Genomic DNA, 19492 nt, shown 5'->3' on the forward strand with positions numbered 1-19492 from the left:
TTTTATACTATGAATTGGTGGTTTTTTATTATTTTCAGAATATTTTTTTCTACAAGTCTTAATTACCCTTTATATGGATATTAGGTGTCCGTAGGTCAGATGTGCAAATATACAAGCACTTTAATACACCCTCTTGGTATAAGAGGGTGTTAGTATTTTTACTCTTCCATAATATTATCATTTTCTTCTGCCTTAGAAATCATAACATTCTGCACATGTATATTTACAGCTGAAACTTCTAATCCGGTTATAGATTCCACTGCCCTTTTTACATTTTGTTGGACTTTTAAAGCCACATCTGGAATCCTCACTCCATACTCTACCACTACAAATAAGTCTATAGCTGCATTATTCTCTCCTACACTTACTTTAACTCCCTTTGATAAATTCTTTTTTCCCGTTAGTATCTGAGTAATTCCTCCTACAAGGCTGGCACTCATTCCAACTATTCCATTTATCTCTGTAGTAGCAAGACCTGCAATTACACCTACAACTTCATCAGATATTTTTACAATACCCATGTTAACTTCATTATTCATATTTTCTTCCATAACTGCACCTCCTAGATTTCACATCATGGAAAGATTAACATTAGATACATTATATCAAATGAATTTTTTTTTTACAATTAATTTCATCATGTTTAACTCATTATTATTTTCACATATGTTATATATATTATGTAACTATCCTTACTGCATTTAATATTAAAATTCTAGTTTTCTTTCACTTCTATTTCCACATCCTGCATTTTAGAAATACTCATAACCACATCTTTTATTTCCCGTGTGTTTTTATCCGTTAACTTTTCCTTATTTTTAATTATTACTCTAACCTTATCATTTTCTACGGAGCATATGGCATCCTCATATCCCTTACTTTTTAAAGTACTTTCTATCTTCATTTCATAATTTGCATTCATAGCTAGGGCAGTATATTTTTTTTCAGCATCTGCACGATTATTCTGGGATACATTCTGGTCATCTATAAAATTTTTCAAAGTCTGAAGAGTCTCTGCATTTTTTTGATCTCTTGTAAGTCTTGTTTCTTCAAAAAACTGAGATTTACTATCTTTAGACTGTGCAGTATTAGACTCTGTACTTTTACTTTTAGTACTGCTTGATGATGATACTGTACTGTTTCCACTTTCATTGTTATCTAAGCCATTTACATAATTTATAGGGCTATTCAGTTTTGTGGCAACTACTCCTACACAAACTATTAACGCCAAAAGAGTCACAATTATAACTGCCTGTTTTTTATTCATTTTAATTCCCCCTCTATATAAGACATCTTTAATTTATTATTTATCCCAAGATGTCTAACTCTAAAAAATTATATGCTTAAAGGTAGACTTATATACTACTTTTTCATAGGATATACATTTACCTTATCTTCAGATAATCCAAACAAATCAGTTATAGCCTTTGATATCCTAAGTTCAGTTACTTTATTCTCAGCCCCTTCTGCTACCACACATACTCCTAATATTTTAGGATTATATGTCTTTACTATAAGTGGTTCTGATTTACTTCCATTGTTTGTAATAACCACTGTACTACCATTATTTTTTTGAGTAGTATTTCTAGTTCCTCCCTCATTATCCTTCTCTTCAGTGCTGTTGGTTGTATCATTTACATTTACTGCAGGTACATGTTCTTCTCCACTTTCAAAGCTCATCATAACCTCCACTTTTCCTACTCCATCTATTTGTTGTAAAGTATTCTTTAAATTGTTTTGTATGGATTCTTCATAATCACGGGAATCATCTTTATCTTCTGAAGCAGATTCTCCAGCAGTATCTCCTTTGGTATTATCTGTACTACTGCTTTTATTACTGTTTAAATTACTGTATGTATTTTCACTAGAACCACTGAAAAAATTTATAGTTATAATTATGAGAATTCCTGCCAGAAATACGATTACCAAATTCATAATATTCTTTCTATCATTGGAATTTTTTTTGTTATCTTTTTTTAAAAGTTCCTCTAACCATTTTTTAAAATTCAAACTTAACCCCCCTCATTAAGAATTTATATGTACCACATCTTCTGATACATCCAATTCCTTACTTAAGTAATTCTTTATCTTATCACACTGCCCACTATTTTCTTCACTAAAATTACCCGCAGAAGTAGTTTTACCACTTATATCTATTCTCTTTACTTTTTCCACACTGCCTTTTTGAATTTCTACATTCACATTTTTTATACATACAGTACTGCTTTCCTCATCATAATCAGCTTCTACTGTTACTTTATAACTTTCATCCGGATACTTTTCCTTTAGACTTTTTTCACAACTTGAATTAAGGTTATTTTCAAAAGCTTCTATGGTGTCATTTTTGCTTTTTTCCTTATATTCATTAAAATCTTTTAAGGATTTTTCACTTTTAACATTCTCTTCAAAGCTCTCTATGGCTTTTGCAGTATAACTATTTATATCAAAATCCTTATTAAATACTTTTACCAACGGGTTAATAAACACTGTAATCAATATAAGTCCTAACGCAAATCTGCAATACTTTTTCATGCTGTTGTCTGGCAGAAGCATTTCTATGGCAGTAATAAAAAACATAGCTGTACATATAGCTATTAACCATTGTCTAAGGGATTCAATCATGATACATCACCCCTTTCATATCATAACTCTTCCCGCTGAAGCTACAATTGATATCATTATAAAAAACATTATGGATACACATATTAAACAAGACATTATAAGTATGAGAGAATCTCCTGCAGAATTTATACAATTTACCAGTCTTCCATCACTTATAGGTTCTATAAGGGCTGCTGTTAATTTATACAGGACTATCATAATTATAAGCTTGACTATAGGAAATAAAAGCATTGCTATAATTACTACAAGTCCCAAACTACTTAATGCATTTTTTAACAATACCGAGTATCCTGCCACAGTAGATATGGCATCTGAAAGGCTCTTTCCTACTATAGGTACAAAGTTATCCACCGCAAACTTAGCTGTTTTGACTGTAACCTGATCAATGGTCTTTGAAGTAATTCCCCTTATAGTTATTACACCTATAAATATAGTCATTATAATCCCCTGAGTCCAAAGTGCCCCTTGATTTAAAAGTTTAGTCAGTTTATCTATCTTATAATCTAAAGACAAATTATTCACAAATTGAAGTACAAAGGACATGGATATCACAGGAATTATAATATACATGAACAAATTTGAACTTACAGTTATGGCACCTATTATAACAGGATCCATAACCGCTGCCTCTACAAAACCCCCTACAGAAGCCACTAAAGTTATAAGCACAGGTATTAGTGCCACCATAAAGCCTGTCATTTGATTTATAGCAGACTTGGCTATATCTACACCTATATAGAAACTCTTTGACATTATTATTATAATAAGTGAATAGCAGGCGAAATATGCAATGTCAGATAATTGTTCACTGCTAAAGGCCCTCTGCAGGTTGGTGAGGAGAGTGCATATAATAGATATTATTACTAGGAGCATTAATAACTTTAAGGATGCTTTTAGTTCTTTTATCCCGTAGGACATTATGGCACTTAAAATTTTTTTTAATGATATGCCCCCTTCTCCACTTTTTAAAAAATCTTTCACATATAATTTTACATCTACATCCTTTAACAACTCATTCTCTGTCTTCATATTTGTTATATAATCATAAAATTGATTTATCTGCTCTTTATCACTATTTTCTATATCTTTCAAAGTATTTTCTTTGGTACTTTCTATAGCTATTTTATTTTGTGCATCTGTTACTACAGTGTTTGTATCAAAAGCTTGTACATTAAAACATACTAATAGAACTATAGTTAGTATCAATATAATATTTTTCATAATTAACACCTACATAATCTTTAAAATTGACTGTAATACAGCCATAAGTATAGGAATTGCAAGTACTAGAATCAAAATTTTACCTGCAAACTCAACTTTTGCTCCCAAGTTGCCCTGTCCTGCATCTTTGCATATTTCACTGCAAAAAGAGGCTAAATATGCAATGGCAAGTATCTTGAACACAGTGGTTAAATAAATAAAATTTATATTTGCCTTAGCTGCCAACTGTTGTATAAATTGTAGTATAGCTGTTATCTTGGTTACCATAAACAAAAATATCATAACTCCGGAAACTATACTTATATAAACTGCTATATCATCTCTTTTGTCTTTAAACAGCAATACTATAAACAACGCAACAAATGCAAAGGCTACTACTTTAATTATCTCCATGGCTTTCTCCTAAAGTTGGAACATAGTTCTAACTGTATTGAACAATTTATTTACTAGGTCTATTACCATCATAAGTACAATTAAAATTCCCGCTAAATTGGTTACCACTGCATAATCTCCCTTTCCACTAGCTTCTAAAACTTTATTTATAAGGATAACAATTATACCTATTCCTGCTATTTTAAAAATTAAACTTATGTCCATCATTTGATTATCTCCCCTTTTCCTTCCCATTAGCTACCTAGAAGCCGTAAAAACTATAAATAAATTATTTAAATTAAAATTATTACTATCACAGCTCCTAATGAAAAACCCAAACTCCTGCACATCTTTAAATTCTTATTCATTAAAATCTGAGAAGTTTCTATTTGTTCTTTTATATTTTCTAGTGTCAGTGAAAACATTTTTTTCTGTCCCTCCACATCTGACTCCCCAAGAGTTCTAGATAAATCCAGCAAAGCAGCCTTATCCTCTTTCTTTAAATTTAAAGTGTCTTGTCTAACCTTTAATATATAACTAAAGGCTTCATATACACTATCAACAGAATTTTTCTCAAGCATACAGGAAATGTCTTTAAATATATCTTTAACAGGATTTACACTTTTGCATGAAATATTTAAGATAGCTTCTGGCAAAGGTGTGTGAGTATATATTATTTCATTTTGAAGCTGATATATACACCTTTGTATCTCCTTTAGCTGTTTCACTCTCTTTTTAAAACTCTCCCCATATATAATACCTATTCCCGTACATGCAGCTAATATCATAATGCACCCTAAAAATTTCACCATTTTTATGGCCTCCATATTACAGAATCATTTGAAAAATTATATATATATTCTACTGTACCTGCTCCTTTTCTACTGCTTAATACTACAGCTCTTTTAAATACCTTGTTCTCAACTATTTTTTTAAACACAGGCCTGTTATATAAGTCTTCTGTTCCATACCCATGAATAGTAGTAATTAAATTCACTCCAGAATTTAAAGCAGTCAAAATGCTATCCATGTCTTTATAAGCTCCAATTTCATCACAAACTATAACCTCTGGAGACATACTTCTGATGGCCATAATTATACCCTGACTTTTAGGACAGCCATCTAATATATCCGTTCTCATACCCACATTTAATTGAGGAATTCCATTGAAACAAGCTCCTATCTCACTTCTCTCATCTATCACACAAACTTTTTTCCCTGTAACTCCCAAGCTTTTTACTCCTTGAGAAATATTTCTCACAATATCTCTTATAAGAGTAGTTTTTCCACATTTAGGAGGAGAAATTACTATAGTATTTATTACTTCATCTTTTTTTAAAATAAACTTCATCATAGAATCAGAACAGCCTATAATTTCCCTGCATATCCTTATATTTATAGATGCAATATCTTTTATAGTTTTTACTTCATTCCTTTCTATGACACATCTTCCGCATATGCCGACTCTATGTCCTCCTTTAATGGTTATATAACCCTGTTTAATTTCCTCTTCAAAAGCATAAATAGAATAATTACTCATTCTCTGAACTATAATCTTTAAATCCTCTAATCTAGCTATATATTGAACTACAATTTCTTTTCTTCCCAGCTGCACTATTAAAGGTTTATTGGCCCTTATCCTTATTTCTTGCAAATCAGGAGATTGTATCAACTCTCCTATGAATCTTTTCAAATTTTCAGGTATAATATTTAAAATCTCTTTAGTATCTATATTTTTCATCTCCTTTCTTTTATATAATTTTTATTTTTACTTCCCATGAATTATTCCACATAAATAAAAAAATAAAAATGCCACTAAGATTTTGTAAATCTTAGTGGCATTTTTTTATAATTAAACCGTAATTATTCTTTATCTATTAAATTATCATTTTTAATGCATATATTGTTATGGCAATTAGGACATGTTAATTCTTTTCTTTTTTCCAATATATCCTTATCTACATACACCATATCATTACAATTGGGACACTGAATTTCCTCAAAATTTTCTCCTTCATCTTTATAAGTTTCATAATCATCATCATATAAATTATCTTGAAGAACTGCTAAATCTTTATTCATGGAATCTATATAAGATCTCATATCCTTATGGTCTTCAGATATATTCTCAATTTCCTCTGCTATACTCTTAAGCACATCTACAATTTCCATGATGACTTTTCCCTCATTAGTGCTTTTATCAATTTTAAGTCCATCTACTAAACCCTTAAGATAAAATACTTTAGATATAATAGAATGCATGATACCACATCCTTAAATTTATTTTGCCATTAGTATTTCCTAAACCCTTTCCATATATTCTCCACTTCTTGTATCAACTCTTATAGTTTCCCCCTGGTTTACAAATATAGGTACTGACACAACTGCCCCAGTCTCAAGAGTAGCCGGTTTTAATACATTTGTAGCTGTATTTCCTTTAACTCCTGGTTCTGTATGGGTTACCTGAAGTTCAACAAAATTTGGAGCTTCAACAGAAAATGCCTCTCCTTTATAAAATTTTATTATAGCGAACATATTTTCTTTTAAAAATTTTATTGCTTCTTGTACCTTTGCATGTTCTAATGGAATTTGCTCAAAAGTTTCCTGATCCATAAAATAATATAATTCTCCATCTGAGTACAAATACTGCATTTCTTTTCTTTCTATAACTGCTTCTTGTAATTTGGCACTGGGATTAAAAGTAGTATCAGTAACTGATCCCGTTATGACATTTCTAAGTTTTGTTCTTACAAATGCTGCTCCTTTGCCTGGTTTTACATGAAGAAAGTCCACTACTGTATACACTTGTCCATCTTGCTCAAAAGTAGTTCCTTTTCTTAAATCTCCTGCTGATATCATTATATTCATGCCGTTATGTAAACTTACATCACATAAATTTCAAGTTTACTTTCCTCTTCATAATGCATCGATTTAGCAATCGGCTAATTTCGGTGTGGTCTTACACTCCAAGGACATAAATTCGGATGTACATCACCCTACATAATCAACATATAAAATGTTGATACAACGGCTTTAACCCCTTTCTTATTCTTATTCGACCTTTTTCAAATTTTACTTAATTATAATAAATATAATATAATATTATATAATTATCCTATGCATATTAATTCTTTTGAAGACTTTGATAAAACCCTTCCTCCTTCTTCTGTAACAATTAGTAAATCTTCTATTCTAACTCCTCCAAAATCCGGTATATATATTCCCGGTTCATCTGTAACTACCATACCTTTTTCTAATTTATCCTTATTCTTAGATGATATGGTAGGTGCTTCATGAATTTGCATTCCAACTCCATGTCCCAAGCTATGACCAAAATATTTTCCATAACCTTCTCTTTCTATATGGCTTCTAGCTATACTGTCCACATATGCTGCAGATATTCCAGGTTTATATTCTTTCAAGGCTAATTGCTGGGCTTCAAACACTATATTGTATATTTTTAGCATTTTTTGCGTTGGCTCGCCTATTACAACTGTTCTTGTCATATCAGAACAGTACTCATCAAATATACATCCAAAATCTAATGTTAAAAACTCCCCTTTATTTACAACCTTATCTGTTGCCTCCCCATGTGGAAGACTGGATCTTGTGCCAGAGGCAACTATAGATGGAAAAGACAATTCTTTTGCCCCTAATTTTTTCATATAAAATTCTAACTCAAGACCTATCTCTCTTTCTGTCATACCATATTTTATAAATTTCACTATATGTTCAAAAGCTTTATCTGCAATGTCAGCTGCTCTCTGTATTGATTGTATTTCAAATTCATCTTTTACTGTTCTTAATTTTTCTATAATTCCATTCATGGGAACAAACTCACACTGCAATTTACTGGTATAAAGGTTATATTCACTATAGGAAATCACATTTTCTTCAAATCCAATTCTTTTAACATCTATTTTATTTAACAAATTCTCCAGAAAGTCTATAAAAGAAATACCTTTGCCATATTCCACTACTTCATAATCCTTAACTTGATGTACAGCCTGTTCTGTAAACCTTGAATCAGTTATAAAAAAAGCTCTATCACAAGTTATAACAGAAAAACTTTCATTTCCTGTGAACCCACTTAAATAATTTCTATTAGCATCTCCTACCAATAAAACTCCATCCATGCCATTTTCAGCCATAGCTTTTCTCAATTTGTCAATTCTTTTTTTGAACACTTAAATAACCCCTTTTCTTCAATAGGAAATATCATTTTTATCCCAAGGTTTTCAATTGCTAACGCCTCCCACTTTTTCAAAGTGGACATAAGCACTGCTACACCCCTAGATAAGTCCCCTAAAGGTAACGTATCCTAAGTGCTAAAGGCACTAAGAATACTGTCAATAAGACTCAGATAGAGAAAGGTATTTTTACAAGCAAACTCCACCTGAGCCTAAGAATCACTTGATACATATGGGACTTTATTACTCCCTCTGAAAATCCAAAAAATGTTTACCAAATGACAACAAATGCATCCAACTCTATATTATAAATTATATGAAAAAACTGTGCAAACAACCCTATAGTATTACCTTTAAACAATGTTATTTTATCAAAATTGATGATTATTTGCAAACATATTATTTAGTCATATTAAAATAACACATACTAAATATTGTTATACCCTATGGAATTATATATTGTGTATCCTCTATAAACTCAAAAATTACTACTTATTTTTAACAAATTTTATATCTGCTGTCACTTTTATATTATCTAATTCCTCCCTTTGAATTTCAATACTTGATATATTATAAAAATTATCATTGTTTTTGATGTGTGTTAAAATACTTTTTACTTTGTTTTTATCTCCCATTATCTCAGCCTTAAGAAATAAATTGTCACCCTTATAATTTGTAAAATTTATAATATTAAATCCTTCTATACCATTTAATTCCTTTAATACTTCCGAACAATCTATCTTATAACTTTTTTTAAATTCTTTTTTCTCCAACAGTTGAAGTTTATTATTTTCATACCCTATAAGGGAAATAGTTTTATGGTTTTTTACCAAAAGTATGCCACTTATACAAATTAAAAATATTATAACAACTCTATATAAATTATTTACCTTATTCATAGTTAATATTCCCCTTAATTAATTTAAATAAAATCACTTTAAAAGTAAATTTATTTTCCATATGGAATTCTTCTCCCTGTCATTTCCCAAAGAATTAAAACTTCTTACCACAAACTTGTTGGAACTTTCAATATCTCCAATGAGAGAAAAACACTGCTGTTCACTGCCCACCATATCCATTTCTATGTTTTTATTCTCAATATTTATATTTTTAAAATTCGTTTCTTCATCTATGTAATCATAAAAATTCATGAAACTTTTAACAGTATCTTCTTTACTATGATAGGACTTTACTATGGAAGTATGCTCTTTTAATTTATTTTCTAAACTAAGGAGTTTATCTTTGTTTATTGAATACATATTCAATAATATAATATTAAAAATCAGCATTATTAAAACAAAAAACTTTAATTTTTTATTTATTTTATTTTCTCTATTTTGCACATACCAATACGGTAAAAAATACATATTTTTCATAACTAAAATTACCCCTGTTAAACTCATATATATTTAATTTTTATCATATACTATTTAATACTAAAATTACCCAAATCTTTGCAAACATAATTTTTACATAAATCTTCTATTATGTCTTTGTATAAAAAATCTACAAAAACTATAGTAGAAAACCTAATTTTAGGAATTAAAATATTTAATTTAAATTTAAATTGCTCCAAGACTCCCAAAAATTCTTCCTTAATGATTATATTTTTAAATACATTATTAAATACAACCTTATTGCCTTCACAGGCCATAAGATATAGTGTATTATCTTTAATTAAGGTAAATATATAATTTTCTTTTCCCAATTTATTTTTATAATTTGACCAGATATAAAATTGAACAGGCATTATTCCTCTAATGTTACCTCCCTTATCATTACACACCTTTGCCAGGTTCATATTACTCCAATTCATACAATAAACAATGAGCCCCAAGCTATGCTTACTTCGCTTTGCTATTTCATAATAAAACATTATATTATCCATATTTTTAAATCTACTTTTTAATTCATTTCTTACAACTTCATTAAGACTTTCCCTTTTCATTTTAGGCAAATCCATGTATGTTATATATATCTCTTCTCCATGGGCCAATATACATACCCTTTTATTTTTCAAATTGACTTTGATATCCTGAAGTTTATTGGAAGAAACAACTTTCTTCTTACTTCTATCAAATAAGTTTACAAAAAAATTTTTTCTACATATTTCTCTATAAATTATATTTTTCCCCCCTACTTCTAAAAATGCTTTTTGCCACATTATTTAATCTCCTTTCCTAAAAGAATAATCTATACAGCTAAATATCACATCCTTATCCTTTATTTCATATTCAAAAGTTTCCTGTTTGTAAAAGGTCCCATCAATTACATACTCAATAATGAAACAATCTATATTTTTATCATAATATACATGGGATTCCTGAAAATATATTTTAAAGTCATCTAAAGAATTCATATACTCTTTTATATTAGTTGTATTACATAATATGTTTTCACATATATACTGATTTAATTCAGTTAAAAGGTATTCTTTATATTTATCTTTTACATTGACTTTAAAAGCTTGCTTATATGTATCCACCACATTAGACCTTATATTCATTTCCATGCTGTAACATCCAAGTGAAATAAGAATACAGATACATCCTATAAACAACACATATATTAATATGAACCCTTTCTTACCTTTTCCCTTTCTATGGCAAAGCATCTTCTATAAGGCTCACCCCTTTTCATCTTTATAGATACATAAAATACTTTTCTATATTTTTCTAAGTTAAAATACTCTATATTTTTTAATATATTATTTACATTAGATGAATTAATGGCCCCATAGGAAATTACAATTGAAGTGCCTTTATTTTCCCTTATATAATCATATCCTTTATTGTCATATCTTTTTAAAATTATCATATTATCCTTTATATCTATATATTTTGCATTTTTTATTTCATTTTCAATTATGGTAAATGCCTCACTTACATAGAAACTTTCTCTGCTATAATTTATTTCTTCCCTATGTAACCTCATGTATTTTGAAAATACAATTATTGGGATATTGATTGTTATGCTTATTAATGATAAAACTACAATTACTTCTATAATTGTAAATCCCTTTTTAATCTTTGTTTTATTTTTTATAGTTTCCCTTATAGAACTCACACTCCTGAACTTTTATACGGCCATATGTATTTTTATAAAATCGTAAATTTACTTTTAAAACTTCTCCTTGTGACACAGTTAAAACAATATAGGGTTCCTTGTCAGGTACTGCCTCTGAAAACAAATCAAGTAGATTATTTTCTTTAATGCTATAGAAATTTAAATTACTGCAGTTTATATATCTTTTATTCATATTATTTAAATATACTATTTCATCATAACTGCAATTATAAATAATATTATTTTTGATATGTTCCATGATTAAAATGGAATTATATAAATCTTTGTTATATTTTCTAACTTTAACTGAATTTAATTGTATAGAGATGGCTGTCATAAACAGTATTGAAAGAATTGTCATACTACATAACACTTCAATTAGAGTAAATCCTGCTTTAACTGATATTCTATTTTTTTTTAAACATAGTTTATATTTCATTTTAGTATTTAAATTCCACATAAGATGTTCCAACACACATGGTAAGACAATGTATCTCTCCTTTTCTATCTTTAAACTTTATGCTGCAAGCATCTGCAGTTATACCACGGTTATCTATTTTTATTTTATTGTCATTACTTACTTGATTTAAAATAAACCCTTCTGGTAACTCCATTTTCAATATTTCTTCCATACCGCTGTTAAAAGTTATAATCCCATCTTTTACATTAAAGTATATGTATCCACTTTTTTTACTTTTATCTCTGCAGTATATTTTTGAGTTATTTATAAAATTTATAATTCTATTGCCAGTTAAATCAACATCTATTCTATTTTTTATGCTGCTAAAACCTCCCATATTAATTAAACTAAAACTTAAAAGCATAGAAAACAAAGCTATTGTCAAAATTAATTCCATAAGGGTAAATCCTTTTGCTTTTGACTTAATGTTAAACATTACAATTTATCTCCTTAAAACGAATTTAACCTATTTAGGATATATTTGTTTTTCTCCATCCTTTACCCTGCAGGAATTATCCTTTGCATCTATTTCTAAAGTATAAGTATTCTCATCACTTTTATAATTTACAGTTATACACTGGGTATCACTTGAACCTTCCTCAACCTGTGGATCTTCTGCAGAAGTAAGCTCCGATATATACTCTTTAACATCCTCCTCATTGAAGTTTCCTTCATTATCCCCATAACTAGCCATAGCCGCCGTATGAATTTGCTTAGCTGTATTTATGGCCTTGGTGGTCTTTACCTTATCTTGATATGAGGAAAATTTAGGGATCAGAAATCCTAAAAGAATTAAAATTATAGCTACCACCAGCATAAGTTCTATAAGGGTAAATCCCCTCTTTTTTTCCTTTTTAAATACTTTCATCTTTCTCCTATTTCACCTCTTTTCTTTTTAATAAAAATACTTATTACAAAGTAGTATCCATTATACTAAATACAGGCATAAGAGCTGCCATGACAAATATTCCCACAAATAAAGCTAAAAATATTATTACAACCGGTTCTATAACTTTGGTCAATCTCTTAAAATACCTATTTATATCGTTTTCAAACAGTTCTTCAAGACTTGAAAATATTTCTTCCATTTTTCCAGTAGTCTCTCCGGTTTTAATAAGAGACAAGAATATGCTGTCATCTATCTGCAACCTATTTAAGGCACCATACATACTTTCTCCCTGCTCCATACATGTTACACACTGTTCCACTCTTTCATTCATAATACTATTTTCCAACAATCCTCCTGTAATCTTTAAAGCTTTAACTACATTTACTCCTGATTTGATAAGTATGGACATAGAAGAACATATTTTAAAAATGATCAAATTTGTATATATTTTTTTCAAAGGAGGAATTTTTATTTTGATGCTCTCTAAAGTTTTTTTCACTTGATAATTTTTACTAAATTTCCATAACAAAATTGTTATTAAAATCATTGTTATACATATCTTTACATGATGATGTATTAAAAATTCACATCCATATATTACTATTTTAGTCAAAAAAGGCACTTCTCCTCCTTGAGACAGTATAATATCTACAAATTGAGGGATTATCCTAGTCATCAAATATACCATTACAATAATACTGGTTATTAATATTAACAAGGGATATGCAAGTGCATTCTTTATGGCACACATTATGTTATATTGTTTTTTATAATAGGAAGATAATTTTCCCAATATTTCTTCCAATCTTCCTGCTTCCTCCCCAATTTTAATAGTCTCAATCATAAATTGGGGAAATATATCTTTAACTTTCTTCATGCTTTCATATAGGGTGTTTCCCTTTATAACATTTTCCTTTACAGTTTTTAAGGCTCTTTTAAGCCTGCTTTTATTGTACTGAATCTCCAAGATTTCAAATGCCTTAAACAAGGGTATACCTGTATTTAACATAAGACTTAATTGACTACATAAAATACTTATATCTAATACATTTGTTCTTTTTAATAAAAACTTATTATATTTTTTCACAAAAGCCTGCTTATATATGAAATACTCTTTTTCCCTTAAGTCCTGTGTAATCCTTTTAAATTCAAATTCTTCACAATGCCCTTTAATCTTTTTACCATTTCTATCAAGTGCCCAATACCTTATTATATTTTATCACCTGCTTTCACTAAAAATTTATTCTTAAAAACTCTTCATAAGTAGTAATTCCTGATTTAATAAGTCCAATACAATTCTGCCTAAGTGAAACCATATTTGATTCCCTGGCTTTTTCTCTAATATTAGAAATATTATTTTTCAAACATCCTTTTTCAATATAATCCCTATGGACTATTTCATAAACCACTGTTCTTCCCTTATATCCCGTATAATTACATTTTGTGCATCCTTCTCCTCTATACAATACATCCGCAGAAAGCAAATCCAATTCTTTAATTTCCCTAAATGAAGGTTTATATTCACTCCTGCAATAAGGACATATTTTTCTAACCAACCTTTGGGATATTACCCCTAATAATGCATCCTCAATAAAATATTCCGCTATTCCCATATCCTTAAGTCTCACTATGGATTCAAAAGCATCATTTGTGTGAAGTGTACTTATAACTAAATGCCCTGTTACTGCTGCCCTTATAGCTATACGTGCTGTTTCTTCATCCCTTATCTCTCCAAGCATTATTACATCCGGATCCTGTCTTAGTATACTCCTAAGTCCTTTTGCAAAATCCAGTCCTATCTTACTATTTACATTTACCTGATTTATATTATCTATAGTATATTCCACAGGATCTTCTATACTTACTATATTATTTTTACATTTATCTATAGTATTTAAGATAGAATATAATGTTGTTGATTTGCCAGAACCAGTAGGACCCACTGCTAAAATAAGTCCGTGACTTTTTGAAACCATTTTTCTTATTTTATTTTCATCTTCTTTTAAAAAGCCCAAATTACTTAAATGTTTTATGCCTTCATCTTTATATAGTATCCTTATAACTATCTTCTCTCCATATATAGTAGGAAGTGTAGAAACTCTTAAATCATAATTTAATTTCTGTTTAACATATTTTATCTTGCCATCTTGTGGCATTCTTTTTTCTGCTATGTCCATATCTGCCATTATCTTTATTCTTACACATAAAAGCGGATATATATTTAGGGGAATTTTAATATACTCTCCTATTATGCCGTCTATCCTCATCCTTATAGTTACACTATCTTGAAAGGGCTCTATATGCAGATCACTTGCTCCTTCATCTATGGCTTTATCTATTATATAATTGATGGCCTTTACCACTGGAGAATTTTGAAATTTATTATCGTAAGATGTGAAGTTTATAGTCAATTCCGAAATGTCTTCATGAAATTTTATGTCTTTTAAGGCAAGATCTAAATTTTGTCTACAATAATAAGTATTTATTAATTGATATATTTTTTCTTGATTTGATTTAAAAAATACTAATTCACTACCTAACATGAATTTTAGTTGTTCTATTAATGAAAAATTCAAATTTTTACCTATAACTATTATAAATTTTTCATTAACTTTCTTTAAAGCTATCAAACAATTATCTCTAGCAATTTCCTCTGGTATCTTTTTAACTATTTCTGTGTCCAAAACAACATCTTCCACATTTATATATTCTAATTCCACAGAAAACATTATACCTCTCACTTTCTATTAATTTGTATGGCTGAAATTATGTCCAATATATACCTTTTTAAACATTAATTTTAAAATTAAAAAATAAAAAGTACAGTAAATCAATTTTCACAGTACTTTTTATTATTAATTAAATCCTATTTTATTTCCGTCTCCATAAATATTGTAGTCTGCCTCATGATCCGATATAATACTTACAGAGTTTTTATATACATTATACATAAATATATCTCCGCTGCTCTCCTCACTTTCAAATCCCACAAAATACACATTTCCTTTTTCATCTCTAGACATTTCCGAGGAAATTTTCATATTTTGAGGGAAATCATATGTAATCCTTTTTAATTCATAGCTGCCTATATTGAATTTATATAATGCGGTATCCTCCTCGTTCACTCTTGCAAAGAAAAATATATTTCCATTTTCTTTATCTGACAGTGATTTATATATTTCTCCAAAGTTATCACTCAAAAGCTTAAAACTCTTATTTTTATCTTCATAATAGTATAAATATAAATTCTCTCCCATTCTTGAAAGAAGCAGCAAGTTATCTCCTAAAGAAGTAAAATAAATACAATATCCTCTGGTATTTTCTAAATAAACTTGCTCTTTTGAAGTATTTAAATCATATACATATATTTTGTCAGAATTTTTTTTATTTTCCACACTACCATAATAAATTATTCTGTGATCATCAAGCCATCCATATAAACTGCCTGAAACCAATACCCTGGAGTTAAGCTTAATATAACTTTTATTTTTTAAATCATATACCTTCATGCCTTGTGCACTAGCTGGCGAATCATCTTTAAAAGTTCTATAGGCTATTTTATCCCCGGAAGAATTTAATTTTATATCCATGGCAGAAAAAAAATCTTTAATTTTAGTTTTAACTCCATTATCTATTACTACTATTTCATTACCAGCAGATTGTCCTGATGTCTCCTTACAAACTAAATATATATATATCTTTTTTTCTTTGTTATATAATACCTGAGAGGCATTATCCATTGTTCCATTTTCATATAGAGCATAATTATCCAAATTATATATCTTTTTTTTATTTTTATCACTTTCAGTTACAATAGTGGTCGAATAGCTGGGCATTTCTACTTTTTCAGTTTCATCCTCTCTTTTATTAATACATCCAGTCAAAGTAACATTCACAATAAACAGTATTATAAAAAGTACAACTTTTTTAAAATATTGCATTAAATATCATATTCCCCTTTAAAAGAAATTACTGCAGGACCTGTCATAAACACACTATTACCATCCTTCATTTCTACCATCAGTACTCCCCCTGGTACCGAAACTTTTACCTTTTTTCCTGTAAGACCTATTTTATTAGCAGCCACAACACAAGCACAACTTCCCGTACCGCAGGCTAAAGTTGGTCCTGCACCTCTTTCCCAGGTTTTTACCTTCACCTCTTCTTTATTTACAACTTCACAAAAGTTAACATTGGTCCCTTGAGTAAATATTGGATATTTTTCAATATATTTTCCTTCATTTACATCATAATCTTTAAGAGCTCCAAATATAACTGTATGAGGAACCCCCATGAATAAGGTAGTTATACTATACTTTTTATCATTAATTTTTATTTCTTTTTCTATAACCTCCTCTTTTAACTGAACAGGCACCTTCTCTGGAACAAAGGAAGGCTTTCCCATATCAATGGTAATTTCCTCTGCTTTTCCATCTTTTACAGTCAAAAAAGCCTCCTTTATCCCATCTCCTGTTTCAATTTTTAAAACTTCATTTTTCACTAAATTTTCTTCCCACACATATTTTGCAAAACATCTTATTCCATTTCCGCACATGGAGGCATAGGACCCATCTGAGTTTATAATCACCATTTTAACAGGTGCAATATCACTATTTCTCACTATCAATATGCCATCTGCCCCTATGCCAAAATGTCTATTACAAAGTGTTAAGCCAAGCTCCTTTTCTTTTCCTAAAAATTTATTTTCTCTATCCTCAATGACTATAAAATCATTTCCAGTTCCATGCATTTTAGTAAATTTCATCTCTTTATTTCGCCCTCCCATAAAAATACACTAAATATTTCAAATTAAGTTTACTACTGTATTAACCTTTTATCAATGATAATTTTGTAACTTTATTTTAAAAATTTAAAATGGTATAATCTATTAGATATACAACTATATGAGAGGATGAACCTTATGGCCTTAGATGGTATTTTTATACGCAGTATTTTACAGGAATTGAAATTAAAACTACTGGGAGGAAAAGTTGAAAAAGTAAATCAACCAGAAAAAGACGAAATAATATTAACTATCAGAAATGAAAAAATAACCTATAAATTATTAATAAGCTCCAGTTCAATCTATCCTAAAGTACATATTACAGATAAAAACAAAAAAAATCCACTACAGCCTCCTATGTTTTGTATGATTTTAAGAAAATATTTGAATTCATCAAAATTAATTAACATATCTCAATTGGATACAGACAGAGTAATATTTTTAGACTTTCAAAGCTTAAATGAATTGGGCTTTGATAATATATATACCCTGGTTGTAGAAATAATGGGAAGACATAGTAATATAACTTTAGTTCGTAAAAAAGATGCCTTAATTATGGACAGTATAAAACATATAACACCGGAAGTTAATTCTATTAGATCCCTATTTCCCGGAATTAAATACATTTTTCCACCTATTTCTAATAAATTAAACCCTTTTTGCTATAACAGAGAAGATTTTAAGCATATGCTCCAAAACATGAAATTCTTAGATAATAGGTGCTTTTCTAAAATATTTACAGGTGTAAGTACTTCTTTTTCAAAGGAAATATATTACATGCTGTGTGAACTAAAGCTATCCCAACTGGATATTTTTAAGGAATCAACTATAACTGTTTTACATGGCTTCTGTACCAAAATTTTTTCCAAATTTAAAAATAATGAGTTTTATTTTGCCTATTATATGAAGGATGGAAAAATGAAAGACTTCTACTGCAGCAAGTTGAACTATTTAAGAGACTGCAAGGAAGTGCACTATTCCACTCCCTCCAAACTCATAGATGATTTTTACTATGAAAAGGATAAAACCGACAGATTAAACAGTAAAAGTTCTGATATGCAAAAATTAATACATGTAAATTTGGAAAGATGTAATAAAAAAATTAAGATTTTAACAGATAACTTAAAGGACTGTAAAAACAAAGATATATACAGACTACAGGGAGAACTGCTTACTTCAAATATCTATAATGTACACAAAGGAGATTCCAAAATAAAAGTTCAAAATTATTACAATAATACATTAGACTATATAACCATAAAATTAGATATGAACAAGACACCTTCTGAAAATATTCAAAGTTATTTTAAAAAATACAATAAACTAAAGAAAACAGAAAAAGCAGCAAAAGAACAATTAAAAATAGCTAAAGAAGAAATTGAATATCTAAATTCTGTACTTATAAATATAAAAAATTCTGATAGTTATGATCACCTTGAAGAAATAAAAAGAGAACTTATGGAAACAGGATATATTAAATTCAAAAAATCAACAAATAAGAAAAAAACTGAAACCTTTAAACCTGCAAAATTTATCTCAAGTGACGGCATAGAAATATATGTAGGTAAAAATAATCTGCAAAATGACTATCTTACTTTAAAATTTGCAGATAAAAGAGATTTATGGCTTCATGCTAAAAACACTGCCGGTTCCCATGTAATAGTAAAAAATTTTGGTAAAGTTCCAGACAAAACTCTAGAGGAAGCTGCCAATCTTGCTGCCTATTACAGCAAAGCCGGAAACTCTTCAAAAGTAGCTGTGGATTACACAGAGGTTAGAAATATGCATAAACCAAATGGAGCCAAACCTGGAATGGTAATATACTACTCCAACAAAACCATATATATTACTCCTGAAAAACCTTCTATTACCCAGGTAGACTAAAATTG

Annotated in this window: 25 protein-coding genes; 1 reads left to right on the plus strand and 24 read right to left on the minus strand. The window is 29.1% G+C overall.

Features of this window, described 5'->3' with window-relative positions; all coding sequences use genetic code 11:
* Positions 1-158 precede the first annotated feature (158 nt).
* The 24 genes from V7Q02_RS07445 to dapF form a co-directional block, all read right to left on the minus strand.
* On the minus strand, positions 159-551 hold the full coding sequence (locus V7Q02_RS07445; protein WP_333860377.1) for an Asp23/Gls24 family envelope stress response protein: 393 nt from the start codon (positions 549-551) through the stop codon (positions 159-161).
* 164 nt (positions 552-715) lie between these two features.
* Positions 716-1267, minus strand: a complete 552-nt coding sequence (locus V7Q02_RS07450) for a SpoIIIAH-like family protein (RefSeq protein WP_333860378.1) — start codon at positions 1265-1267, stop codon at positions 716-718.
* 95 nt (positions 1268-1362) lie between these two features.
* Positions 1363-2010, minus strand: a complete 648-nt coding sequence (gene spoIIIAG / locus V7Q02_RS07455) for a stage III sporulation protein AG (protein ID WP_333860379.1) — start codon at positions 2008-2010, stop codon at positions 1363-1365.
* A gap of 15 nt (positions 2011-2025) precedes the next feature.
* Positions 2026-2622 (minus strand): stage III sporulation protein AF, encoded by a 597-nt coding sequence (gene spoIIIAF, locus V7Q02_RS07460; protein WP_333860380.1) that lies wholly within the window; start codon positions 2620-2622, stop codon positions 2026-2028.
* A gap of 15 nt (positions 2623-2637) precedes the next feature.
* Complete coding sequence (gene spoIIIAE / locus V7Q02_RS07465; protein WP_333860381.1) at positions 2638-3843, minus strand: stage III sporulation protein AE; 1206 nt, start codon at positions 3841-3843, stop codon at positions 2638-2640.
* 9 nt (positions 3844-3852) lie between these two features.
* On the minus strand, positions 3853-4236 hold the full coding sequence (gene spoIIIAD / locus V7Q02_RS07470) for a stage III sporulation protein AD (protein ID WP_333860382.1): 384 nt from the start codon (positions 4234-4236) through the stop codon (positions 3853-3855).
* 9 nt (positions 4237-4245) lie between these two features.
* On the minus strand, positions 4246-4443 hold the full coding sequence (gene spoIIIAC, locus V7Q02_RS07475; protein ID WP_333860383.1) for a stage III sporulation protein AC: 198 nt from the start codon (positions 4441-4443) through the stop codon (positions 4246-4248).
* Between the two features lie 65 nt (positions 4444-4508).
* A complete protein-coding gene (gene spoIIIAB, locus V7Q02_RS07480) occupies positions 4509-5027 on the minus strand; it encodes a stage III sporulation protein SpoIIIAB (protein ID WP_333860384.1) in 519 nt (172 codons plus the stop codon).
* A gap of 2 nt (positions 5028-5029) precedes the next feature.
* On the minus strand, positions 5030-5956 hold the full coding sequence (spoIIIAA, locus tag V7Q02_RS07485; protein WP_333860385.1) for a stage III sporulation protein AA: 927 nt from the start codon (positions 5954-5956) through the stop codon (positions 5030-5032).
* 122 nt (positions 5957-6078) lie between these two features.
* Positions 6079-6477 carry a CD1247 N-terminal domain-containing protein gene (locus V7Q02_RS07490; RefSeq protein ID WP_333860386.1) on the minus strand — a complete coding sequence of 133 codons (399 nt, stop codon included), beginning with the start codon at positions 6475-6477 and terminating at the stop codon, positions 6079-6081.
* A 39-nt stretch (positions 6478-6516) separates the two neighbouring features.
* A complete protein-coding gene (gene efp / locus V7Q02_RS07495) occupies positions 6517-7074 on the minus strand; it encodes an elongation factor P (RefSeq protein ID WP_333860459.1) in 558 nt (185 codons plus the stop codon).
* A gap of 251 nt (positions 7075-7325) precedes the next feature.
* Complete coding sequence (locus V7Q02_RS07500) at positions 7326-8402, minus strand: M24 family metallopeptidase (RefSeq protein ID WP_333860387.1); 1077 nt, start codon at positions 8400-8402, stop codon at positions 7326-7328.
* 491 nt (positions 8403-8893) lie between these two features.
* On the minus strand, positions 8894-9304 hold the full coding sequence (locus tag V7Q02_RS07505) for a hypothetical protein (protein ID WP_333860388.1): 411 nt from the start codon (positions 9302-9304) through the stop codon (positions 8894-8896).
* Positions 9305-9337: 33 nt separating this feature from the next.
* Complete coding sequence (locus V7Q02_RS07510; RefSeq protein ID WP_333860389.1) at positions 9338-9781, minus strand: hypothetical protein; 444 nt, start codon at positions 9779-9781, stop codon at positions 9338-9340.
* A 50-nt stretch (positions 9782-9831) separates the two neighbouring features.
* Entirely contained in the window at positions 9832-10569 is a 738-nt protein-coding gene (locus V7Q02_RS07515; protein ID WP_333860390.1) for a hypothetical protein, read from the minus strand.
* Positions 10570-10572: 3 nt separating this feature from the next.
* Positions 10573-10917: a hypothetical protein gene (locus V7Q02_RS07520; RefSeq protein ID WP_333860391.1), complete on the minus strand. Its 345-nt coding sequence runs from the start codon at positions 10915-10917 to the stop codon at positions 10573-10575.
* 56 nt (positions 10918-10973) lie between these two features.
* Complete coding sequence (locus tag V7Q02_RS07525; protein WP_333860392.1) at positions 10974-11471, minus strand: ComGF family competence protein; 498 nt, start codon at positions 11469-11471, stop codon at positions 10974-10976.
* Positions 11440-11946 (minus strand): type IV pilus modification PilV family protein, encoded by a 507-nt coding sequence (locus V7Q02_RS07530; RefSeq protein ID WP_333860393.1) that lies wholly within the window; start codon positions 11944-11946, stop codon positions 11440-11442. The genes V7Q02_RS07525 and V7Q02_RS07530 overlap by 32 nt, the downstream gene beginning before the upstream one ends.
* A complete protein-coding gene (locus tag V7Q02_RS07535) occupies positions 11912-12367 on the minus strand; it encodes a type II secretion system protein (RefSeq protein ID WP_333860394.1) in 456 nt (151 codons plus the stop codon). Before V7Q02_RS07535 ends, V7Q02_RS07530 begins: the two co-directional genes overlap by 35 nt.
* A 30-nt stretch (positions 12368-12397) precedes the next feature.
* Entirely contained in the window at positions 12398-12799 is a 402-nt protein-coding gene (locus V7Q02_RS07540) for a type IV pilin protein (protein ID WP_333860395.1), read from the minus strand.
* Between the two features lie 43 nt (positions 12800-12842).
* The gene (locus V7Q02_RS07545) at positions 12843-13907 is read right to left on the minus strand and encodes a type II secretion system F family protein (protein WP_333860396.1); all 1065 of its coding nucleotides are present in this window, start codon (positions 13905-13907) and stop codon (positions 12843-12845) included.
* Positions 13908-14052: 145 nt separating this feature from the next.
* The gene (locus tag V7Q02_RS07550) at positions 14053-15549 is read right to left on the minus strand and encodes a GspE/PulE family protein (protein WP_333860397.1); all 1497 of its coding nucleotides are present in this window, start codon (positions 15547-15549) and stop codon (positions 14053-14055) included.
* Positions 15550-15675: 126 nt separating this feature from the next.
* On the minus strand, positions 15676-16761 hold the full coding sequence (locus V7Q02_RS07555; protein WP_333860398.1) for a hypothetical protein: 1086 nt from the start codon (positions 16759-16761) through the stop codon (positions 15676-15678).
* Positions 16761-17585 (minus strand): diaminopimelate epimerase, encoded by an 825-nt coding sequence (dapF, locus tag V7Q02_RS07560; protein WP_333860399.1) that lies wholly within the window; start codon positions 17583-17585, stop codon positions 16761-16763. The genes V7Q02_RS07555 and dapF overlap by 1 nt, the downstream gene beginning before the upstream one ends.
* A gap of 156 nt (positions 17586-17741) precedes the next feature.
* Here dapF and V7Q02_RS07565 point away from each other — a divergent pair, with 156 nt between their 5' ends.
* On the plus strand, positions 17742-19487 hold the full coding sequence (locus V7Q02_RS07565) for an Rqc2 family fibronectin-binding protein (protein ID WP_333860400.1): 1746 nt from the start codon (positions 17742-17744) through the stop codon (positions 19485-19487).
* The last annotated feature ends 5 nt before the right edge of the window (positions 19488-19492 follow it).

Source organism: Clostridium sp. (genome assembly GCF_036781005.1).
Lineage (GTDB): Bacteria > Bacillota > Clostridia > Clostridiales > Clostridiaceae > Clostridium_B.

Bases quoted from the DNA above. Each gene is read 5' to 3' on its own strand.
- V7Q02_RS07445 (WP_333860377.1), bottom strand. From the start codon at position 551: ATGGAAGAAAATATGAATAATGAAGTTAACATGGGTATTGTAAAAATA.
- V7Q02_RS07450 (WP_333860378.1), bottom strand. From the start codon at position 1,267: ATGAATAAAAAACAGGCAGTTATAATTGTGACTCTTTTGGCGTTAATA.
- spoIIIAF (WP_333860380.1), bottom strand. From the start codon at position 2,622: ATGATTGAATCCCTTAGACAATGGTTAATAGCTATATGTACAGCTATG.
- spoIIIAE (WP_333860381.1), bottom strand. From the start codon at position 3,843: ATGAAAAATATTATATTGATACTAACTATAGTTCTATTAGTATGTTTT.
- spoIIIAD (WP_333860382.1), bottom strand. From the start codon at position 4,236: ATGGAGATAATTAAAGTAGTAGCCTTTGCATTTGTTGCGTTGTTTATA.
- spoIIIAC (WP_333860383.1), bottom strand. From the start codon at position 4,443: ATGATGGACATAAGTTTAATTTTTAAAATAGCAGGAATAGGTATAATT.
- spoIIIAB (WP_333860384.1), bottom strand. From the start codon at position 5,027: ATGGTGAAATTTTTAGGGTGCATTATGATATTAGCTGCATGTACGGGA.
- spoIIIAA (WP_333860385.1), bottom strand. From the start codon at position 5,956: ATGAAAAATATAGATACTAAAGAGATTTTAAATATTATACCTGAAAAT.
- V7Q02_RS07490 (WP_333860386.1), bottom strand. From the start codon at position 6,477: ATGCATTCTATTATATCTAAAGTATTTTATCTTAAGGGTTTAGTAGAT.
- efp (WP_333860459.1), bottom strand. From the start codon at position 7,074: ATGATATCAGCAGGAGATTTAAGAAAAGGAACTACTTTTGAGCAAGAT.
- V7Q02_RS07505 (WP_333860388.1), bottom strand. From the start codon at position 9,304: ATGAATAAGGTAAATAATTTATATAGAGTTGTTATAATATTTTTAATT.
- V7Q02_RS07510 (WP_333860389.1), bottom strand. From the start codon at position 9,781: ATGAAAAATATGTATTTTTTACCGTATTGGTATGTGCAAAATAGAGAA.
- V7Q02_RS07515 (WP_333860390.1), bottom strand. From the start codon at position 10,569: ATGTGGCAAAAAGCATTTTTAGAAGTAGGGGGGAAAAATATAATTTAT.
- V7Q02_RS07520 (WP_333860391.1), bottom strand. From the start codon at position 10,917: ATGGAAATGAATATAAGGTCTAATGTGGTGGATACATATAAGCAAGCT.
- V7Q02_RS07535 (WP_333860394.1), bottom strand. From the start codon at position 12,367: ATGTTTAACATTAAGTCAAAAGCAAAAGGATTTACCCTTATGGAATTA.
- V7Q02_RS07540 (WP_333860395.1), bottom strand. From the start codon at position 12,799: ATGAAAGTATTTAAAAAGGAAAAAAAGAGGGGATTTACCCTTATAGAA.
- V7Q02_RS07550 (WP_333860397.1), bottom strand. From the start codon at position 15,549: ATGTTTTCTGTGGAATTAGAATATATAAATGTGGAAGATGTTGTTTTG.
- V7Q02_RS07555 (WP_333860398.1), bottom strand. From the start codon at position 16,761: ATGCAATATTTTAAAAAAGTTGTACTTTTTATAATACTGTTTATTGTG.
- dapF (WP_333860399.1), bottom strand. From the start codon at position 17,585: ATGAAATTTACTAAAATGCATGGAACTGGAAATGATTTTATAGTCATT.
- V7Q02_RS07565 (WP_333860400.1), top strand. From the start codon at position 17,742: ATGGCCTTAGATGGTATTTTTATACGCAGTATTTTACAGGAATTGAAA.